The 20,164-nt window shown below is 72.0% G+C and carries 17 protein-coding genes; 11 read left to right on the top strand and 6 right to left on the bottom strand.

Features of this window, described 5'->3' with window-relative positions; genetic code table 11:
• Nucleotides 1-58 precede the first annotated feature (58 nt).
• Complete coding sequence (gene gndA, locus ACFZDE_RS16525) at nt 59-1,498, bottom strand: NADP-dependent phosphogluconate dehydrogenase (RefSeq protein WP_142156858.1); 1,440 nt, start codon at nt 1,496-1,498, stop codon at nt 59-61.
• Nucleotides 1,499-1,849: 351 nt separating this feature from the next.
• Between gndA and ACFZDE_RS16530 the strand changes: the two genes are divergently transcribed.
• The gene (locus ACFZDE_RS16530; RefSeq protein ID WP_391200348.1) at nt 1,850-3,109 is read left to right on the top strand and encodes a transglycosylase family protein; all 1,260 of its coding nucleotides are present in this window, start codon (nt 1,850-1,852) and stop codon (nt 3,107-3,109) included.
• Here the strand turns inward: ACFZDE_RS16530 and ACFZDE_RS16535 are convergent.
• Nucleotides 3,099-4,622 (bottom strand): DMT family transporter, encoded by a 1,524-nt coding sequence (locus ACFZDE_RS16535; protein ID WP_391200349.1) that lies wholly within the window; start codon nt 4,620-4,622, stop codon nt 3,099-3,101. The genes ACFZDE_RS16530 and ACFZDE_RS16535 overlap by 11 nt on opposite strands.
• A 210-nt stretch (nt 4,623-4,832) precedes the next feature.
• Here ACFZDE_RS16535 and ACFZDE_RS16540 point away from each other — a divergent pair, with 210 nt between their 5' ends.
• The 7 genes from ACFZDE_RS16540 to ACFZDE_RS16570 all read left to right on the top strand — a co-directional run bounded on the left by ACFZDE_RS16540 (nt 4,833) and on the right by ACFZDE_RS16570 (nt 12,532).
• Nucleotides 4,833-5,588, top strand: a complete 756-nt coding sequence (locus tag ACFZDE_RS16540; RefSeq protein ID WP_391200351.1) for a (2Fe-2S)-binding protein — start codon at nt 4,833-4,835, stop codon at nt 5,586-5,588.
• 39 nt (nt 5,589-5,627) lie between these two features.
• Nucleotides 5,628-6,779 carry a glycogen synthase gene (gene glgA / locus ACFZDE_RS16545; RefSeq protein ID WP_391200352.1) on the top strand — a complete coding sequence of 384 codons (1,152 nt, stop codon included), beginning with the start codon at nt 5,628-5,630 and terminating at the stop codon, nt 6,777-6,779.
• Nucleotides 6,780-6,830: 51 nt separating this feature from the next.
• Nucleotides 6,831-8,051 (top strand): glucose-1-phosphate adenylyltransferase, encoded by a 1,221-nt coding sequence (glgC, locus tag ACFZDE_RS16550; RefSeq protein WP_391000122.1) that lies wholly within the window; start codon nt 6,831-6,833, stop codon nt 8,049-8,051.
• 417 nt (nt 8,052-8,468) lie between these two features.
• Nucleotides 8,469-9,812 carry a wax ester/triacylglycerol synthase family O-acyltransferase gene (locus ACFZDE_RS16555; protein ID WP_391000119.1) on the top strand — a complete coding sequence of 448 codons (1,344 nt, stop codon included), beginning with the start codon at nt 8,469-8,471 and terminating at the stop codon, nt 9,810-9,812.
• 104 nt (nt 9,813-9,916) lie between these two features.
• Nucleotides 9,917-11,419, top strand: a complete 1,503-nt coding sequence (locus ACFZDE_RS16560) for an SDR family NAD(P)-dependent oxidoreductase (protein ID WP_391200354.1) — start codon at nt 9,917-9,919, stop codon at nt 11,417-11,419.
• A gap of 399 nt (nt 11,420-11,818) precedes the next feature.
• A complete protein-coding gene (locus tag ACFZDE_RS16565; RefSeq protein WP_167526749.1) occupies nt 11,819-11,992 on the top strand; it encodes a hypothetical protein in 174 nt (57 codons plus the stop codon).
• 57 nt (nt 11,993-12,049) lie between these two features.
• Complete coding sequence (locus tag ACFZDE_RS16570; protein ID WP_391200355.1) at nt 12,050-12,532, top strand: GNAT family N-acetyltransferase; 483 nt, start codon at nt 12,050-12,052, stop codon at nt 12,530-12,532.
• A 22-nt stretch (nt 12,533-12,554) separates the two neighbouring features.
• Here the strand turns inward: ACFZDE_RS16570 and ACFZDE_RS16575 are convergent, their stop codons facing one another.
• The 4 genes from ACFZDE_RS16575 to ACFZDE_RS16590 all read right to left on the bottom strand — a co-directional run bounded on the left by ACFZDE_RS16575 (nt 12,555) and on the right by ACFZDE_RS16590 (nt 16,759).
• The gene (locus ACFZDE_RS16575; RefSeq protein ID WP_391200356.1) at nt 12,555-12,974 is read right to left on the bottom strand and encodes a VOC family protein; all 420 of its coding nucleotides are present in this window, start codon (nt 12,972-12,974) and stop codon (nt 12,555-12,557) included.
• A 207-nt stretch (nt 12,975-13,181) separates the two neighbouring features.
• Nucleotides 13,182-14,525: an amidase family protein gene (locus tag ACFZDE_RS16580; protein WP_391200357.1), complete on the bottom strand. Its 1,344-nt coding sequence runs from the start codon at nt 14,523-14,525 to the stop codon at nt 13,182-13,184.
• A 118-nt stretch (nt 14,526-14,643) separates the two neighbouring features.
• The gene (locus tag ACFZDE_RS16585) at nt 14,644-15,699 is read right to left on the bottom strand and encodes an alpha/beta fold hydrolase (RefSeq protein WP_391200358.1); all 1,056 of its coding nucleotides are present in this window, start codon (nt 15,697-15,699) and stop codon (nt 14,644-14,646) included.
• Between the two features lie 46 nt (nt 15,700-15,745).
• Nucleotides 15,746-16,759 carry a substrate-binding domain-containing protein gene (locus ACFZDE_RS16590; protein ID WP_391200519.1) on the bottom strand — a complete coding sequence of 338 codons (1,014 nt, stop codon included), beginning with the start codon at nt 16,757-16,759 and terminating at the stop codon, nt 15,746-15,748.
• A gap of 273 nt (nt 16,760-17,032) precedes the next feature.
• On the opposite strand from ACFZDE_RS16590, the gene ACFZDE_RS16595 reads away from it, so the two are divergent.
• The 3 genes from ACFZDE_RS16595 to ACFZDE_RS16605 are packed head-to-tail and all read left to right on the top strand — an operon-like array spanning nt 17,033 to nt 20,124.
• Nucleotides 17,033-18,322 carry an extracellular solute-binding protein gene (locus tag ACFZDE_RS16595; protein WP_391200359.1) on the top strand — a complete coding sequence of 430 codons (1,290 nt, stop codon included), beginning with the start codon at nt 17,033-17,035 and terminating at the stop codon, nt 18,320-18,322.
• A gap of 6 nt (nt 18,323-18,328) precedes the next feature.
• The gene (locus tag ACFZDE_RS16600) at nt 18,329-19,222 is read left to right on the top strand and encodes an ABC transporter permease subunit (protein WP_391200361.1); all 894 of its coding nucleotides are present in this window, start codon (nt 18,329-18,331) and stop codon (nt 19,220-19,222) included.
• Complete coding sequence (locus ACFZDE_RS16605) at nt 19,219-20,124, top strand: ABC transporter permease subunit (RefSeq protein WP_391200362.1); 906 nt, start codon at nt 19,219-19,221, stop codon at nt 20,122-20,124. The genes ACFZDE_RS16600 and ACFZDE_RS16605 overlap by 4 nt, the downstream gene beginning before the upstream one ends.
• Nucleotides 20,125-20,164: the final 40 nt, after the last annotated feature.

Consider the following 20,164-nt stretch of genomic DNA (forward strand, 5'->3'; position numbering starts at 1 on the left):
GCGGTGGACGGCACCTCCTGCCGTCCACCGCCCCTCGCACGTCCGTCAGCGGCAGCGCCTACGCGGAGGTCTCCGACCGGTCCCCGCCCCACAGCGTGTGGAACGACCCGTCACGGTCCACCCTGCGGTAGGTGTGCGCGCCGAAGTAGTCCCGCTGCCCCTGCGTCAGCGCCGCCGGCAGTCGCTCCGCGCGCAGGGCGTCGTAGTAGGCGAGCGCCGCGGCGAAACCGGGCGTCGGCACACCCTGGCGGGTCGCGGCGACCAGCACCTCGCGCCAGTCGTCCTGGGCGTCCGCGATCTCCTGCGCGAACGTCGCGTCCGACAGCAGGCTCGGCAGGTCGGGCCGGGCGTCGTACGCGGCGCGGATCCGGTCCAGGAACGCCGCGCGGATGATGCAGCCGCCCCGCCACAGCGCGGACACCGCGCCCAGGTCGATGTCCCAGCCGTACTCGCCCCGGGCGGCGTCGATCTCGTGGAAGCCCTGCGTGTACGACACGATCTTCGACGCGTACAGGGCCTGCTCGACCCGGTCCGCGAACGCCCGGGCCTCCGCCTCGCTCAGCGGCTGCGCCTTCGGGCCGGCCAGCTCGCGCGAGGCGTCCCGCAGGGCCGCGTGCCCCGACAGGGAGCGCGCGAACACCGCCTCGGCGATGCCGGACACCGGCACGCCCAGGTCCAGCGCGATCTGCACGGTCCAGCGGCCGGTGCCCTTCTGCTCGGCCTGGTCGACGACCACGTCGACGAACGGCTTGCCCGTCTCCGCGTCCACGTGCGACAGCACCTCGGCCGTGATCTCGATCAGGTACGAGTCGAGACGGCCCCGGTTCCAGGTCCGGAAGATCTCCGCGATCTCGGCGGGGGAGTACCCGGCGACGTCCCGCAGCAGCTGGTACGCCTCACCGATCAGCTGCATGTCCGCGTACTCGATGCCGTTGTGCACCATCTTCACGAAGTGCCCGGCGCCGTCCGGACCGACGTGGGAGACGCACGGCGAGCCGTCCGCCGCCTTCGCCGAGATCTTCTCCAGCATCGGGCCGAGCGAGTCGTAGGACTCCTTGGGGCCGCCCGGCATGATGCTCGGGCCGTTCAGCGCGCCCTCCTCGCCACCGGAGACACCCATGCCGACGAAGTGGATGCCCTGCTCGCGCAGGTCGCGCTCGCGCCGCCGGGTGTCGGCGAAGTGCGCGTTGCCACCGTCGATGATCATGTCGCCGGGCTCCAGCAGCGGCGCGAACTCCTGGATCACCGCGTCCGTCGGCTCACCGGCCTTCACCATCACGACCAGACGCCGCGGCCGCTCCAGCGCCGCCACGAAGTCCTTGGCGCTCTCGCACGCGACGAACTCCCCCTCGCCGCCGAACTCCTCCACCAGGGCGTGCATGCGCGCGGGCGTCCGGTTGTGCACCGCGACCGTGTAGCCGTTGCGGGCGAAGTTCCGGGCGAGGTTGCGGCCCATGACCGCGAGACCCGTGACGCCGATCTGCGCTGTACTGCTCATTCGGTTCGCTCCTAAAGACCTCGGTATCGGTGCTGCCGGGTGGGCGGGCCCGAGGGCACCACCCGTCGACCATCCTGACGTGCCGCTACTTCGCCCGCACGCCCGGGTCGCACGACGTCGCGCAGGCTGATACGGAACAGAGCCCCGTCCCACTCAGCCGAGGCACGCGTCCCCGCGCACGGCGCACCCGCGCACCGTGTGCCGTCCACGGTGCACCACCGAGGCGCACGTCGCGCAACAGGGGCCACATACCGGCCATTTGGACTCCTGGGCGGCCGATACGCGCCTTGTTCTGGCCGGTTCGCAGCGCTTACTTTTGCCCCTCCTGACGCATGTCTAGGGGGGCATCCGATGGCCGTACGCGGCCGGCACCGCCGGTATCAGCCGAACAGGATCAACCGCGCCTCACTCACCGTCACGGCGGGCGGCGCGGGCATGGCACTGCCGTTCATGGGCGCCGGCGCAGCCCAGGCGGCGGACGTGGACACCTGGAACAAGGTCGCCGCCTGCGAGTCCACCAGCAACTGGAGCATCAACTCCGGCAACGGCTTCTACGGCGGACTGCAGTTCACCCAGTCCACCTGGGAGGCCTACGGCGGCCGGGCCTACGCGCCCCGCGCGGACCTGGCGAGCAAGGACCAGCAGATCGCCGTCGCGGAGAAGGTCCTCGACGGGCAGGGCCCCGGCGCCTGGCCGGTCTGCTCGGTACGGGCCGGACTGACCCGGGGTGGTGCCGAGCCCGACATCCGGCCGGCCGCCGAGCGTGAGAAGAAGGACGCGAAGAAGGACACGAAGAAGAGGGACACGAAGAGGCAGACCTCGATCGAGGACGTGCGGCCGCAGTCCACACCGCAGTCCCGGGCGGGCAAGGCCGAGATGTACACCGTCGTGCACGGCGACACCCTCTCCGGCATCGCGGACGACCAGGACGTCCGGGGCGGCTGGCGGGGCCTGTACGCGGCCAACCGCTCGGCCATAGGGTCCGACCCCGATCTGATCGTGCCCGGCCAGCGTCTCGCGCTGCGCGGCGAGGGCGGCACGAAGACGCGGCCCGCGCACCGGCCGGCGCCGTCGGCGAAGCCCTCGACGAAGAAGCCGGTCCAGGACCGCGTCAAGGAGCGGCCGAAGGAGCGTTCCAAGGAGCGTTCCAAGGAGCGCTCCAAGGATGAGAGCAAGGAGCGCGCCGGCCGGTCCACGGCCACCCGGCAGGGCCTCGTCGCCCCCGTCGGCGCCTCCCTCGGGACGCCCTACCGCAAGGCGGGCTCCTCCTGGTCGAAGGGCTACCACACCGGCATCGACTTCCCCGTGCCCACCGGCACGTCGGTCAAGTCGGTAGCGGCGGGCAGCGTCGTCAGCGCGGGCTGGGGCGGCTCGTTCGGCTATCAGGTCGTGGTCCGGCACGCCGACGGCCGCTACAGCCAGTACGCCCACCTGTCCGCGATCTCCGTACGGGACGGGCAGTCGGTGAGCGCGGGCCAGCGCATCGGCCGCTCGGGCTCCACCGGCAACAGCTCGGGCCCGCATCTGCACTTCGAGGTGCGGACGGGGCCCGGTTTCGGTTCGGACGTCGACCCGGTGGCGTACCTCCGGGCCGGCGGCGTCAGGATCTGACCCGCGTGCGGTGCCGTCCGACCGTGGGCAGCGGGACGTACGGGATGCCGTAGTAGGGCACGTAGGAGAGCGGGCGCTGGTCGCCGGTGGCCGCCGTCACCGGCGACTCCCCGCTCTCGTACGAGGCGTCCGCCACGGATGCCACGACCGCCGCCGCCGCGGCGACGGCGTCCGGCCCGGGCACGAGCACCGCGCCCGCGTCGTCGGGCACCTGCGCCGACGCCTCCCGCTCGCCCCGCTCCCTGGTGACCTCCGCCCCCGAGACCGCCCCCGAGGCCGCCCTCAAGACGGGCACCGCGGCAGACGCCCCGGCCCCAGCCCCAGACCCCGGCGCGACCTCGGTCGCAGGCGCGCCCGCCCTCGGCACCAGCACAGCCGCAGACGCCCCCGCCCCGGAACCCGGTACGAGCACGGCCGAAACCGTCCCCGCCCTCGGCCCCGCCGCAAGCACGTCCTCGACGAGCAGCCGCCCACCGGCGGGCACGACCCCGGCTCCGTCGGCCACCGGCTCGGACCGGCCGTCCACGCCCTCCGGCACCTCAGCGAAACCGAAACCGGAACCGGACCCGGAACCGGACCCGAAACCGGAACCCGAACCAGCACCCGAATCCGAACCAGCACCGGCGCTCCCGGCTTCCAGAACAGGACCCGCCGCCGGCAGGGCATCCGCACCCTCCGCCTGCCCCTGCGCAAGCCGCTCCGTCGTCAGCAGGATCAAGCCACCCGCCGCCACCACACCGCAGCTCAGCGCGAGCGCCGTGCCCGTCGTGCCGTAGCGGAAGGTTTCTCCGAACATCGTGATGCCGACCGCCGCCGCCACCACCGGGTTCACGACCGTCAGCGTCGCCAGCGGGGCCGCGAGTCCGGCGCCCCGGTAGGCGGCCTGCGACAGCAGCATGCCGGCCGTGGCGAGGACGCCGATCACGGCGAGGGACGGCACGTCCGCCGCCGACACCCCGCCGGTCCAGTCGACCGCGACGGTCTTGGTGAACACCGAGGACATGCCGAACGCGATACCGGAGGCGGTCGCCAGCAGCATGCTGCGGACCGCCGGGTGCCGGTGCGCGGCCCGGGCGGCGATCATAAGCGCCACGACCACACCGGCCGTGACGACCGCGACGGCCACCCGCTCCGCCGTGTTCAGCGACCGCGCGTCGGAGGCCGCGACCAGGGACAGCAGACCGGCGAGCCCGACGGTCGCCATGATCGCGCCCCGCCAGGCCGTGGCACCGGCCTTGCGCCCGACGAACAGGGCGGCCATGGGCAGCGCGACCACGATGGTCAGCGCGCCGAGCGGCTGCACCAGGCTCAGCGGCCCGTACGCCAGTGCCACCACGTGCAGCAGCCCACCGAGGCCGTTCAGCGCGACAGCGGCCCACCAGCCCGGCCGCCGCAGCGGCGCGTACTGCTCGCCCGGCGAGGACTCCGCCACCCGCTCCTGCACGATCGCCCCGCCCGCGTAGGCGAACGCCGAGACGAGGGAGAGCAGAACGGACAACGCGAGGGCGCTCATCGGCTGATCCTCTGCGTCAGGCGGGGGCGCTCGGCCCGGCGCGGCGAAAGGTGGGCTTTCATGACCAACACCCTGCCGTGTCCAGGTCTTCCCGTCGTCGTCCCTGAGCACTCATTGGGTCCTACTGCCGATGGAGTACGCGGGGACCCCCATCATCCCCAGGGTGGGCGAGCCCGGTCGGGGGCCACCGGGTCGCATCCCTTAGGGGCCTTGGTACTACTGCTCTTCGTGGACCTCGACCCCGACCTCGCCGCGCTCCGCCCGCTCGCCGGATTCTTCGTGCTGCGCACGGAAGGAGCATCGGCCGGGTCTCTTCCCACTCTCGCACAGGCCTACGCCGCACCGGCACCGGATGTATCCGTAAATCCCCTGAATTTTCGTGTGCGGAAGGTCGCGACCGCCCTGCGGGCCCCGGAGTCGCGCGTCGCCGCGTCCGTCACTCACCAGGCTCTCGCGGCCCGGCTCTGGTCGATCGCCCTCGGCTGCGCCGCGCTCTACGGCGCTGTCCCCGACCTCGACGCTGGGCTGCTGCGCTGGGACGCCGACGGCAGCGCCCCCGACGACCTGTGGCTCACCGGCGTACGGCCCCTCCCGGGGGATGCCGCGACCCTCGCGGAGCTCGTGCTGCACGGCCACCTCGTGCCCCTGGCCGCGGCCCTGCGCGCCCACCACCCCCTCGCCCCGGGCCTGCTGCGCGGCAACGCCGCCTCCGCGCTGGCCGGGGCCGCCCGGGAGCTGGACCGCTGGGCCCGGCGGCACGACCGCCCGGACGTCGCCGCCCGGGCCCGCAACCTGGCCGCTGAACTCCTCGCCCACCCCCTGCTCACCGGCGCCGGGACCCTCGACGGCACCGCCTTCCGGCGCCGCAGCTGCTGTCTGTACTACCGGGTGCCCGGCGGGGGCGTCTGCGGCGACTGCTGCTTCACACGGCCGCCCCGCTCTTCCCCACGCGCGTCTTCTGGGTGACCATGAAGGGGAACGGCCGCTGAGAGCAGGGAGTTGCGGGTGCGAGTGGGACTGCTGACCCGGGAGTACCCGCCGGATGTCTACGGCGGTGCGGGTGTCCATGTGGAGTTCCTCGCCCGCGAGCTCAGAGGGCTCGTCGACCTGGACGTGCACTGCTGGGGCGAGGGCCGCGCCGAGGGCGTACGGCGCCACCGCTCCTGGTCCGCGCTCGACGGCGCCAACGACGCGCTGCGCACCTTCTCCGTCGACCTCGCCATGGCCGCCGCCCTGGAGGGCCGCGAGCTGGTCCACTCCCACACCTGGTACGCCAATCTCGGCGGCCACCTGGCCAAGATGCTGTACGGCATCCCGCACGTCATGACCGCGCACTCGCTGGAGCCCCTGCGCCCCTGGAAGGCCGAGCAGCTCGGCGGCGGCTACGAACTGTCCGGCTGGGCCGAACGCACCGCGATCGAGGCCGCCGACGCGGTGGTCGCCGTCTCCACGGCGATGCGCGACGACATCCTCGGCTGCTATCCGGCGCTCGATCCCGGGCGCGTCCACGTCGTGCACAACGGCATCGACACCGCCCTCTACCGGCCCGACCACGGCACCGACGCCCTGGACCGGATCGGACTCGACCGCTCCCGGCCGTACGTGCTGTTCGTCGGGCGCATCACCCGGCAGAAGGGCGTGCCCCACCTGCTGCGGGCGGTGCGGGACATCGACCCGGCCGCGCAGGTCGTGCTCTGCGCGGGCGCCCCGGACACCCCGGAGATCGACCAGGAGTTCCGCGAGCTGTTCGGGGAGCTGAGCGCGGTCCGCGACGGGGTGTTCTGGATCCCGAAGATGCTGCCGCGCCCGGAGGTGATCCAGCTCCTGACGCACGCCGCCCTGTTCGTCTGCCCCTCGGTGTACGAGCCGCTCGGCATCGTGAACCTGGAGGCGATGGCCTGCGGCACCCCCGTGGTGGCCTCGGCGGTCGGCGGCATCCCCGAGGTCGTCGACGACGGCACCACCGGGCTGCTGGTCCCGCCCGGCGACGGTTTCGAGGCGGGTCTCGCCCGGGCCATGGACACGGTGCTGGGCGATCCGGCGGCCGCCCGGCGGATGGGCGAGGCCGGGCGGGAGCGCGCGGTCGGCGAATTCGGCTGGGACGCGGTGGCCCGTCGCACGGTGCGGCTCTACGAGGAGATCGTCAAACAGGCTTAGTGGGTACTGCTCAGGGGCAGGCATCGGGAAATCGGCGTGAGGGGAGCGGCCATGCGTGGTGGTGGTCCTTCGGTCCTGGGGATCGTGCTGGCGGGCGGTGAGGGCAAGCGGCTGATGCCCCTGACCGCCGACCGGGCCAAACCGGCGGTGACCTTCGGCGGCACCTACCGTCTGGTCGACTTCGTCCTGTCCAACCTGGTCAACGCGGGCGTGCTGCGCATCTGCGTCCTGACGCAGTACAAGTCGCACTCACTGGACCGGCACATCACGACGACCTGGCGGATGTCCAATCTGCTGGGCAACTACGTGACACCCGTGCCCGCCCAGCAGCGCCTCGGCCCGCGCTGGTATCTGGGCAGCGCGGACGCGATCCTGCAATCGCTGAACCTGATCTACGACGAGCGCCCCGAGTACGTCGCCGTCTTCGGCGCCGACCACGTGTACCGCATGGACCCGCGCCAGATGCTCGACCAGCACATCGAGAGCGGCGCGGGCGTGACGGTCGCCGGGATCCGGGTGCCGCGCACCGAGTCCTCGTCCTTCGGCGTGATCACGCCGGGCTCGGACGGCCGGACGGTGGAGCGCTTCCTGGAGAAGCCGTCGGCCCCGCCCGGGCTGGCGGACGACCCCAACCGCGTGTTCGCCTCCATGGGCAACTACATCTTCACCACCAAGGCCCTCATCGAGGCGCTCCGGCGGGACGCCGAGGACGAGTCCTCCGTGCACGACATGGGCGGCTCGATCCTGCCCCAGCTGACGGAGCGGGGCGAGGCCGCGCTGTACGACTTCAGCGACAACCACGTGCCCGGTGAGACCACCCGCGACCAGGGCTACTGGCGGGACGTCGGCACGCTGGACGCCTACTACGAGGCGCACATGGACCTGATCGCCGAGCGCCCCGCCTTCAACCTGTACAACCGCAGCTGGCCGATCTACACGCACTCGTACCAGCTCTCGCCGGCGCGCTTCAACGCCGGCGGCATCGCCAGTGAGTCGATCATCAGCGCGGGCTGCCTGGTGCGCGGGCAGGTCACCCGGTCGGTGCTGTCGCCGGGTGTGGTGGTCGACCCGGGGGCCGTGGTGCAGGGTTCGGTGCTGCACGACAACGTGCACATCGGGCGGGGCGCGGTGGTGCGCGGTGCCGTGCTCGACAAGAACGTCGAGGTACCGCCGGGCGCGACCATCGGCGTCAATCCGGAGCGGGACGCGGAGCTGTACACGGTGTCCAAGGCCGGGGTGATCGCCCTCGGGAAGGGGCAGTTGGTCACCTGAGGCGGGGCCACCACGGGACTTTGTCCTGTCTCTGGACGAAGACCGGTCCGTGACGCCTCCCGGGTGACACCCACCGGGTGCCCTGCGGCGCAACCTGTGCTGAACTGACGGCACATGCACCATAAGTCCCGCCCCTTTCGCCGGGGCGGGACTTAGGGGTCCTTTCACTATGCCCGTCCAGGTCGCGCGGCCTGGCACCGCACCTCGCCGCGTTGCCGAAAGGCCCTAGTAGCTCCGCTACGAGGACCTTCCGGCGCCTTGCGATGCACGGCACCAGACCACGCGACCTGATCGGACGCTCATAGTGAAAGGACCCCTCAATCTGCTGTTAACTGTACGTAGCGTGATCGTACTTGACCGTAATCGGCTGGGGGCGGTTGACTGCTGACCCACCCGTCGTCGACGCGAGGCAAGGCCTTGACTGCTGATCTGCTCGCTCCTCTCGACCTGGCGTTCTGGAACATCGAGTCCGCCGAACATCCGATGCACCTCGGCGCACTCGGGATCTTCTCGGCCCACTCGCCCGCCGCGGGCGCCCACGCGGCGGACCTCCTCGCGGCCCGGGCCGCCGGCGTCCCCGGACTGCGCATGCGCATCCGCGACGTGTGGCAACCGCTGCCCTCCGCCCTGCGCAGCCCGCTCGCCTTCGGCGGCGCGGCCCGCGAGCGGGACCCGGACTTCGACCCCCTCAACCACGTACGGCTGCACGCCCCGGCCGCCGACTTCCACACGGTCGCGGGCCGCCTCATGCAACGCCCCCTGGAGCGCGACCGGCCCCCCTGGGAGGCCCACGTCCTGCCCGGTGAGGACGGCGTCTGCTTCGCCGTGCTGTTCAAGTTCCACCACGCCCTGGCCGACGGGCTGCGGGCACTGACCCTCGCCGCGGGCGTCATGGACCCGATGGACCTGCCCGCCCCCCGGCCCCGCCCCGCCGCGACCCCCCGCGGCCTCGTGCCGGACGTGCGCGATCTGCCCGGGATGGTGCGCGGCGCCCTGTCCGACGTCAGCCGCGCCCTGGACATCGGCGCCTCCGTGGCCCGCTCCTCCCTCGACGTGCGCTCCACCCCCGCGCTCACCTGCGAGCCGAGCGGCACCCGCCGCACCGCCGGAGTGGTGCTCGACCTCGACGACGTGCACCGCGTCCGCAAGACCGTCGGTGGCACCGTCAACGACGTCCTCATCGCGGTCGTCGCGGGCGCCCTGCGCCGCTGGCTCGACGAGCGCGGTGACGGCAGCGAGGGCGTCGCGCCCCGCGCCCTGATCCCCGTCTCCAAGCGCCGCCCGCGCACCGCCTACCCGCAGGGCAACCGCCTCTCCGGGTACCTGATGAGACTGCCGGTCGACGACCCGGACCCGCTGGCCCGGCTGGCCTCGGTCCGGGACGCCATGGACCGCAACAAGGACGCCGGCCCCAACCGGGGTGCGGGCGCCGTCGCCCTGCTCGCCGACCACGTCCCCGCCTTCGCCCACCGGCTCGGCGGCCCGCTGGTCGGCCAGGCGGCCCGGCTCTGGTTCGACCTCCTGGTGACCAGCGTGCCCCTGCCCAGCCTGGGCCTGAAGCTCGGCGGGCACCCGCTCACCGCCGTCTTCCCCTTCGCCCCGCTGGCCCCCGGCCACTCCCTGGCCGTCGCGGTCTCGACGTACCGGGGGAGCGTCCACTACGGCCTCGTCGCCGACGGCGCGGCGGTCCCCGACCTCGACCTGTTCGCCACGGCCGTCTCCGCGGAGGTGGCGGCGCTGACCAGGGCCTGCTGGTCGTGATCAAGGCGCCTTTGGCGGTGCGGCCCGAGGCTCCGTAGAATTCGCCCTTCGAATGCGGGCGCGACCGGAGCGCCGCCACGGCAGAGCAGGGAACGACAGCGGCGATGACGGTGACAGAGGACGGCCCCCAGGCCATGGACGGGGCCGGCGGGCTCTCGTACGGACCCGGCATCGACCCGGAGCGTCTGGCCGTCTGCCTCGGCGTGCTCGAGGAACTCGACAAGCTGGACGTCGACCACCCCGACGCCATCGCCGTACGCCGGGCCACCGCGGGCATCTACCGCACGGTCAAGCAGCGCCGCCGCCAGGAGCGCCGGGCCGCCAAGACCGCCCACGACAAGGCGGTCACCGAGGCCACGGCGACCGGCTCCGCCCAGCGCATCGACGACGAGACCGAGGGCCTGCTGCCGTCGTCGAACACCGAGGAGGGCAGGATCGCGGGGATACTCCAGCGCCCGCGCTCCTGCTACACCTGCAAGACCCGGTACGTGGAGGTCGACTACTTCTACCACCAGCTCTGTCCGGACTGCGCCCGCGTGAACCGCGAGAAGCGCGACGTCCGCGCCGACCTCAGCGGCAAGCGCGCCCTGCTCACCGGTGGCCGGGCCAAGATCGGCATGTACATCGCGCTGCGGCTGCTGCGCGACGGCGCGCACACCACGATCACCACCCGCTTCCCCAAGGACGCCATCCGCCGCTTCAAGGCCATGGATGACTCCGCGGAATGGATGCACCGCCTGGAGGTCGTCGGCATCGACCTGCGCGACCCCGCCCAGGCCGTGGCCCTCGCCGACCAGGTCGCCGAGGCGGGACCGCTCGACATCCTCGTCAACAACGCGACCCAGACGGTGCGGCGCCTGCCCTCCGCCTACGCCGCGCTGGTCGAGGGCGAGAGCGCCCCGCTGCCCGCCGGTGAGCTGCCCGCCCACCACGTCATCGGCGCCTTCAACTCCGGCGCGGTCGACGGCATCGCGGCACTGCCGCTCGGCACCAGCGGCCTCGACGCCCAGCGGGTCGCCGACCTCGCCCTCGTCGCGGGCAACGCCAGCGTCGCACGGCACCTGGACGGCACTGCGATCGACGCGGGCGGGCTCGTGCCCGACGTCGTCGACTCCAACACCTGGGTGCAGACCATCGAGCAGATCTCGCCGGTGGAGCTGCTGGAGACCCAGCTGTGCAACTACACGGCGCCGTTCATCCTGATCAGCAAGCTGCGGCCGGCCATGGCCGAGGCCGCGAAGAAGGCGGAGAGCGGCCGCGCGTACGTGGTGAACGTGTCCGCGATGGAAGGGGTCTTCGGCCGCGGCTACAAGGGCGCGGGACACCCGAACACCAACGCCGCCAAGGCCGCGATGAACATGGTCACGCGCACCAGCGCGCAGGAGATGTTCCAGACCGACGGCATCCTGATGACCTCGGTGGACACCGGCTGGATCACGGACGAGCGGCCGCACTACGACAAGCTGCGGCTCGCCGAGGAGGGCTTCCACGCACCGCTCGACCTGGTCGACGGCGCGGCCCGGGTCTACGACCCGATCGTGCGGGGCGAGGCGGGCGAGGACCTGTACGGCGTCTTCATGAAGGACTACGCGCCGGGCAAGTGGTAGGCGGAGCCGTCCCTTTCGCCCCGGACCCACCACTCCGGGGCGGGAGTTGCACCGATGTACGCCGTTCGGGTGATTCGCGAAACGGGCCTCTGCCTACAAACCCGTACGTACACCCGAGTTGAACAGCGGATGACGCGTGATTGTTACCGGCTGTTTCCAGCCCCATCGAGCGGGGCCCCGCTCATCTGGTTAGTCTGATGCGGACGGACAGCAGTACGGGGTCCTACCCACACCCACGGTCCGTCATGGGACCAGCCGGTTCACCACGGCCTGCTCTCCCGTGAGTCAACCGGCGCCACCGCGTCCGAACTGCATTTGACCCAGAGGCCCGAGCGGGCGTCAGGCGCAGCAGGACCGGCGCGTACGTCCCGAGGGTGACCGACACATAAGGAGTGCGCGGTGACACCGGAGAAGACGAATCGCGATCAACGCCCCAAGGAACGCGGCGAGCGCGCCGGCCGACGGGCCGACGAGCTCGGCAGCCTCGACGTGTGGGCCCGTTCGGCCCCGATCCGCCTCGCGGGCTACGAGGACGACCTCGCAGAGCCCCACATCCTGCCCAGCGTCGACTGAACCCGGGGCGGACCCCTCCGCGCCCTCCGAGCGCATGGCCGTGCCAGACTCGCCGCCATGCTGATCAGGGAAGCAACGGCTGACGACTGGCCTCGCATCTGGCCGTTCTGGCACCGCATCGTCGCCGCGGGCGAGACCTACGCATGGGACCCGGGCACCTCCGAGGAGGAGGCCCGGGTCCTGTGGATGAACCCGGCGAAACGCGTCTACGTCGTCGAGGACGACGCCGGAGACATCGTCGCCTCCGCCTACCTCACCCCCAACTACGGTGGCCCCGCCGCCGGTATCGCCAACGCCGGATTCATGGTCGACCCCGGCCGGGGCGGCCGCGGCTACGGCCGGGCCCTGGCCGAGCACCTCCTGACCGAGGCCCGGGCCGCCGGCTACCGGGGCATGGTCTTCAACGCCGTCGTCGAGACCAACCCGGCGGTGCGGCTGTGGACCTCCCTCGGTTTCGCGGTCCTCGGCACCGTCCCCGACGCGTTCGACCACCCCCGGCACGGCAGGGTGGGCCTGCACATCATGTACCGGGCGCTGTAGGGCGACAGGGCCGCCGCTCCTCTCAGGGCCGCGCGTACGGCCGGGTCATGATCTCCATGTTGTGGCCGTCCGGGTCGTCGAAGTAGGCGCCGCGACCTCCGAAGAGGTCGTTGACCCGGCCGGGCCGGGTGTGGTTCGGATCGGCGTAGTAGGTGACGCCGAGCGCCTCCAGGCGGTCGATCATGCCGTCGAACCGCTCGTCGGGCACGAGGAACGCGTAGTGCTGCGCCTGGATCGGCTCGTCGGTCATCTCGTAGTAGTCGAGGGTCACGCCGTTGCCCAGGTCGACGGGGAGGAACGGGCCGAAGGGGGCGCCGACCTCCAGGCCCAGGACGGCCGCCAGGAACTCCGCCGACAACTGGCGGTGTGAGGCGTAGACGGCGGTGTGGTTGAGATGCGCGATGGTCGTGGGAAGGTCGGTGGCGTGCCGGGTGTCGGACATGCGTGGGTTCGTCTCCGGGTCTCGGGATCCGTGGTGAAGCGCCGCTGAGGGGCGCGGGGATGAGGACACGGAGAACGGAGGCGGGGCGCGTGCCCTCTCCGGCTCTCGGGCGGGCCCGGGCGGGGTCACCCCCGCCGCGCTCACTCCGAGGCCGGGCGCCTCACTCGTGCATGGCCTACGGCCGACCCGGCAGTCACCCGCCCGACCCTAGTCCATCGGCGCCGTCCGCTGCCACGGGTTTCGCTCCTCCAACTGCCCGGCCAGATCGAGGAGTCGGGACTCCGTGCCGGGCCGGCCCACCAGCTGCACGGCGCAGGGCGCGCCGGAGGGGAGGGTTCCGCACGGGACGGACATGGCGGGCCAGCCGGTGAGGTTCCACGCGGGCGTCAGGGGCGAGTAGTTCGTGTTGGCCAGCACATTGCTCAGCCAGCCGCGCTCGTGCCAGGGGCCTGCCTTCGGGGAGCGGCGGGCGAGCGCGGGCGTGAGCAGCACGTCGTGCTCGGCGAAGAACGGCTCCAGCCGCCTTCGCAGCTGCTCCCGGCTCGCTCCGGAGCTCACGGTGCGCAGGAAGGGCCGGCCGAGCCGGGCGTGGACGCGGGTGCGCCGGGTCAGCAGCCGGGGGTCCAGGGGCCGGGCGTCGGCGGCGGTGCCCGCCGTCCAGTGGGCCAGGGAGGTCGTCGCGAGGGACAGCGGGTAGGGCGGGTCGGCGCGCCGGACCTGATGTCCCGCCCGCATCAGCAGCCCGGCCGCGTCCCGGGCGGCCGCCGCGTACGGACGGCTGATGGTGACGCCCGCCAGGGGGCTGCGCAGCGACACGGCGACCCTGAGGACGCCGGGCGCGGACACGGGGCCGGGTTCGGTGCCGGCGAGGACCGAGAACATCAGGCGGGCGTCCTCGACGGTCGTGGCGAGCGGCCCGTTCTCCGACATGCCGAACCAGGTGCTGTCCCCCTCGCCGGCCGGGAGCACCCCCTGCCCCGGCTTGATGGTGACCAGGCCGCAGTTGGCGGCCGGTATGCGCAGGGACCCCATGCCGTCGTTGCCCAGTGCGATCGGCACCATCCCGGCGGCGACGGCGGCCGCGCTGCCGCCCGACGAACCGCCGGCCGAGCGCGTCGGGTCCCAGGGGTTGCGGGCGATGCCCAGCACACCGTCCGTCGTGCCGAAGACGCACAGCTCGGGCACGTTCGTCAGCCCCACGACCACCGCGCCCGCGGCCCGCAGCCGGGCCACCGTCACATGGTCCCGCGGGGCAGGGGTGTCCGGCGTGGCCGCCGAGCCGATCCGCCGGGACTCGCCGCGCACGGCGAGGTTGTCCTTGACGGCCACGGGCACGCCGGCCAGGGGCAGTTCGGCGAAGTCGCCGCGCGCCGCCACCTCGTCGGCCTCGGCCAGGGCAGCCTCCGCGCGCACCGTGCGGAAGGCGCCGACCCGGCCGTCGAGCCGCTCGATCCGGGCCAGGTGCTCGGCGACCACCTCGCGGGGCGTGACCCGCTTCTCGCGTACGGCGGCGGATATCTCGGCGGCGGTGCGGCCGGCCCAGGTGGTCACAGCGGCTCCTCGGAGGGGAGAGGGCGGACTTACTGACGAGTACGTAGGGAGAACTGTGCACCGGTCCAGGGCCGCGCGTCGAGATCGCCGACCGCTTTCGTGCGGGCCCGCGGTGGGGTCAGCGCAGGTGGCGTGCGAGGAAGGCCTCGGTGACGTCCATCGAGGCCGCCCACTGCGGCCCGAACGTGTGCCCCTCGCCGGCGACAGTGCGCAGTTCGACGTCCTTGCCGGCCTTCCGGAACACCTCGGCGGCCTCGCGTGACCAGGCGAGGGGGCAGGTGTCGTCCGCGGTGCCGTGCTGGATCAGCAGCGGGTCGGACACGCGGCCGGCGTGGGTGAGGGGGGAGACGCCGCGCCAGAACGCCGGGTTCTCCTCGGGCGTTCCGTGCTCGTCCTCGATCTCGGCGACGAGAGGGTCGCCGTCGGGCCGCTGGAAGTGGTCGATGTTCTCCTGCGGGCGTGCGCTGACCGGCGCGTACGCGACCGCCGCGTCGAACAGGTCGGGCGCCACGACCAGCGTGTTGTAGACGACCCCGCCGCCCATCGACCGGCCGAACAGCCCGATGCGGTCGCCGTCGATCTCGGGCCGCCCGGAGTCGCGCAGGGCCAGGGCGGCGCCGACGACGTCCTCGGTGTAGCCGAGGCGCAGGTTGACGTCGTTGTCCGGGTCCTTGTCGGAGCGGGCGTGGTTGCGGTAGTCGGTGTGCAGGACGACATAGCCGTCGCGGGCCAGACGGTCCTGCTCGCGGGGCATGCCCTGGCCGCTGACGTAGACGTCCGGGTCGATGTAGCCGTGCGCCAGCACCAGCGCCGGGAAGGGCCCCGCGCCCTCCGGGATGTTCATGATCCCCGAGATCGTCAGGCCGTTCGCCTCGTAGGTGACGGCGTAGCGGGTGTAGGCGGGGGTGCGGTCGAGGACCTCGCCGAGACGCAGGTCGGAGCCGGTGTGCTCGCGCTGCATCAGGGCCTGGAGGGAGACGGGGTCGGCCGGGGCGGGGGAGGGCGCGGTGCGGGGGCTCTCACCGGTGGTTCTCTCACCGGCGGCCTCCTCGCCGGTGGATCGGGCCGCCGCCGGGGACGTCGTGGGCGCGGCGTCCTCCGCACCGCCGGTGCAGCCCGTCGCGACGGCCAGCAGCAGTCCGGCGGCCGCGCAGGCGGTGCCCCGAAGCCGCATACGGCCAGTGTGGCCCCGTCGGGTACGGGACGGAAGGAGCAGCCCCCTAGACGCTGCCTCGCGCCGGCCCCGTGCTGTCCCGCTCGATCAGTCCCGGCACCGGCACCCGCACCGTGCGGGCCGGGCCGCCGTCCAGCAGGGCGGTCAGTTCCCGTGCCGCCGTGCGGCCGAACTCCACGCTGTCCCGGGAGAGGGCGGACAGCCATGGCTTGACCAGGCGGCACAGGGCGGAGTCCTCCCAGGCCACCACCGACACATCGGCCGGCACCGCGAAGCCCCGCTCGGTCGCGGCGGCGACCCCGGCGACGGCCATCACGTCGTTGTCGTAGATCAGGGCCGTCGGCGCACCGGGGCCGTCCAGCACCCGGCGGGTGACGGCCGCGCCCGCCTCGTCCGAGTAGTCGGTCGGCACCGACTGCACCTCCGTCAGACCGCGTCGCTGTGCCTCGGCCCGCAGCGTGCGGATCCGGCGCTCGGTGTGGGCCAGTCCGGGCAGCCCCGCGATGTGCGCGATCCGGCGGTGGCCCAGCGCGTACAGCCCGTCCACCACCGCCGCCATCGCAGCCGCGTCGTCCGCCCACACCGTCGACAGACCCGGGTGCCGCTCGTCCGGCTCGCCCCCGATCACCACGGCGGGCAGGGCCAGTTCGTCCAGCAGGCCGGGCCGGGGGTCGTCCGTGCGGGGGTCGACCACCAGCACCCCGTCCACCCGGTGCTCGGCCCACCATCTCCGGTACACCGCGCACTCGTCGTCGATGTCCTCGGCGATCTGGAACAGCAGCCCGAGATGACGCTCGGCCAGCACCTCCTGGATGCCCGAGACCAGTTGCAGGAAGAACGAGTCCAGGCCCAGCGTGCCCGCCGGACGCGCCAGCACGAAGCCGATCGTCGCCGCGCCCTCCCCGGACAGGGCGCGGGCAGCCGTGCTGGGCCGCCAGCCCAGTTGCTCGGCGACCCGGCGCACCCGGTCCCGGGTCACCTCCGAGACCCCGGGTCTTCCGTTGAGCGCGAAGGACACCGCGCTCTCGGACACCCCGGCCCGCCGGGCGATGTCCTTCATCGTCGGCCGCCGCGCTGGTGAGCGCTTTCCCGTCACGCGTGCTCTCCATTCGACTGACGCTTCGCACTAATGCGCTTGAGCTGTCACACCCTAAAGCGCATTAGTGATCGTCCGCAAGAAGGGTTTTGACTCTGCTCTGACCTGCGGTTATGTCGAGCTAAAGTCTTTAGCTCGGCAGAATCCATTGACTTCTTCGAACGGGACGATGCAAGGTCTGGCCCGGCGTCATTTCCGCCACCCTTCCGCCATCCCGTTCCCGAGGAGCCGGTCACCGTGCGCATCTCCCGCAGAGCCTTCGCCGCCGCTGCCGTCGCTGTCGTCCTGCCGCTGAGCGCCTGTGGTGGCGGGGGTGAAGGAGGCGGTTCGAGCGACGCCTCCGGCAAGGTCGAGGGCGACATCACCTTCCAGACCTGGAACCTGCGCGCCAACTTCAAGCCCTACTTCGAGGGCCTGATCGCGGAGTTCGAGAAGAAGCACCCCGGCACCCGGGTGAAGTGGGTCGACCAGCCCGCCGAGGGCTACGCCGACAAGATCAGCGCCGACGCGGCCGGCGGCACCCTGCCCGACGTCGTCAACGTCTCCCCGGACCTCGTCGCCCCGCTCGCCAAGGCCGGTCTCGCCCTCGACCTGGACAAGGCCGCCCCGCAGTACGAGAAGGAGTACCTGCCCGGCGCCTGGGCCGGTCACCGGATACCGGGCCTGCCCGGCACCTACGCATTCCCCTGGTACCTCAACACCGGCCCGCTCTTCTACAACAAATCCCTGTTCAACGAGGCCGGGCTCGACGCGGAGAAGCCGCCGACGACGTACGACGACCTCTTCGCCGACGCGCTGCGGCTGGCGAAGAAGAGCGACGGCAAAGTCGCCACCCTCGCCAACGTGCCCACCATCGAGGACTTCGGCCGCTACGGCGTCCCCCTGATGAACAAGGAAGGCACCGCCTTCACCTTCAACGACGCCAAGGGCATCGAACTCCTCACCAAGTACAAAGAGCTGTACGACGCCAAGGCCCTCGACCCGCAGGCCCTGACCGCCACCCCGGAGTCGTCCGGCAAGAAGTTCCTCACCGGTGCCGTCGCCATGAACCCCGGCAGCGCCCTCGACCTCGGCAACTTCAAGAAGCAGGCGCCGAGCCTGTACAAGAACATCGGCATCACCGACCAGATCACCAGCACCGGGCACGTCAACATGTACGTGATGGGCGTGATGGTCAACTCCCAGTCGAAGCGCAAGCCCGCGGCGGTCGCCTTCGCGCACTTCGTGACCGACGCCGCGCACCAGATGTCGTTCGCCAAGAAGGTCGCCATCTTCCCCAGTACCGCCGGTTCGCTGGACGACCCGTACTTCACCAAGGAGGACGGCACCGACGAGACCCGCGTCCGGGTGGCCGCCGCCAAGTCCCTGAAGACCGCGGTCAACTACACCCCGGTGCTGTTCAGCGAGCAGATGAAGATCGCGCTGCGCAACGAGGTCGCCAAGGCGCTCCAGGGCAAGCAGAGCCCGGAAGAAGCTCTCGACAACGCTGTCAAGGAGTGCGACCGGCTCCTGACGCAGCAGGGCTGACGCACCATGGCTGTCTCCGGCATCTCCCGGGTGCGGCGCCAACTGCCCACCAGTCCTTGGCTGTTCGCCGCGCCCGGCCTGCTCGTCATCGGCGCGTTCGTGCTCTACCCCTTCGTCTCCACCCTGGTGAACTCCTTCACCGACCGCCGCACCCTGATCCCCGGGCGGTTCGTGGGGCTCGCCAACTTCCGTGAGCTGCTGCACGACGACATGTTCTGGACCGGACTGCGCAACAGCACGCTCTACGTCCTCGGGGTCGTCCCGCTCCTCGTCGTCCTGCCGCTGCTGCTCGCGCTGCTCGTGCAGAAGAACATCCCGGGCATCACCTTCTTCCGGTCCGCCTTCTACACCCCCGTCGTCGCCTCGATCGTCGTGGTCGGGCTGATCTGGGTGTGGCTGCTCGACGACCGCGGACTGGTCAACGCGCTGCTGGAGACGGTCGGGGTGGGCCGGGTCGGCTTCCTCAGCGACCAGTGGCTGCTCCTGATGAGCGCCATGGCCGTCACGGTGTGGAAGGGCCTCGGCTACTACATGATCATCTACCTGGCGGCGCTGGGGAACGTGCCCCGCGAACTGCACGAGGCCGCCGCCGTGGACGGCGCCGGGGCGGTGCGCCGCTTCCTGTCCGTCACCGTGCCCGCCGTCCGCTCCACCATGGTGCTGGTCGGGGCGCTGTCCTCGGTCGCCGCGTTCAAGGTGTTCTCCGAGGTCTACCTGCTGGCGGGCCCGAGCGGCGGACCGGCGGGCGATGACACCACCCTCGTCATGCTCGTCCAGCGCACCGGCACCGGACTGACCGGCCGGGTCGGCTACGCCTCCGCGCTCTCCGTCGTCGTCTTCGCCGTCACCGTCGCCCTGATGCTGCTGGTGCTGCGCGCCGACCGGAAGGAGGACTCATGAGCGTCCTAGAGAAGACCCGGGCCCCCGAAGAGCCCGCCGCCGCCCGCGAGCCCCGGGTCACCGACGAGCACGGCCGCCGCATCCGGGTGTGGGAACTGGTCCTTCGCTACGCCCTGTTGCTCGCCGTGCTGGCCCTGACCATCGGCCCGTTCCTGTGGCAGCTGTCCACCTCCCTCAAGGGACCGACCGAGGACATCTACAGCTCCCCGCCGACGTTCCTGCCGGGAGATCCGACCCTGCACAACTACGAACGGGTCGCCGACACCATCCCCGTCTGGGACTACGCCCTCAACTCCCTGAAGGTCGCCACCGCCAACGTCGTCACCAACTGCGTCGGCTCGGCCCTCGCCGGCTACGCCCTGGCCCGGCTGCGCTACCGCGGCCGCCGCGTCGCGACCCTGGCCTTCATCCTGGCCATGCTCGTCCCCGTCGAGGGCATCATCATCGCCCAGTTCACGACCATGCGGGAGCTCGGCCTGAACAACACCCTGATCGGCGTGGTCCTGCCGGGCTGCGTCGGCGCGATGAACGTCCTGCTGATGCGCAACGCCTTCCTCAACCTGCCCTACGAGATCGAGGAAGCGGCCTTCGTCGACGGCGCCAACGTCTGGCAGCGGTTCCTGCGCATCGCCCTGCCGTCGGTGAAGGGCACCCTCGCGGTCGTGGCGATCTTCGCCTTCATGGGCGCCTGGGACGACTTCCTGTGGCCGCTGATCGTGCTGAGCGACCCGTCCAAGTTCACGCTGACCATCGGCCTCAACTACCTGCACGGCACCTTCGCCAACGACGAGCGTCTCGTCGCCGCCGGCACGATCATCGCCGTCGCACCGCTGATCGCCCTCTTCGCCTGCCTCCAGCGGTACTTCTTCCGTGGTGTGGGCGAGGGCGCGGTGAAGGGCTGAACCTCGGGCTGAACCTCCCCCACGGACCGCAAGGACACCG

The organism is Streptomyces sp. NPDC007929, from assembly GCF_042959065.1.
GTDB lineage: Bacteria > Actinomycetota > Actinomycetes > Streptomycetales > Streptomycetaceae > Streptomyces.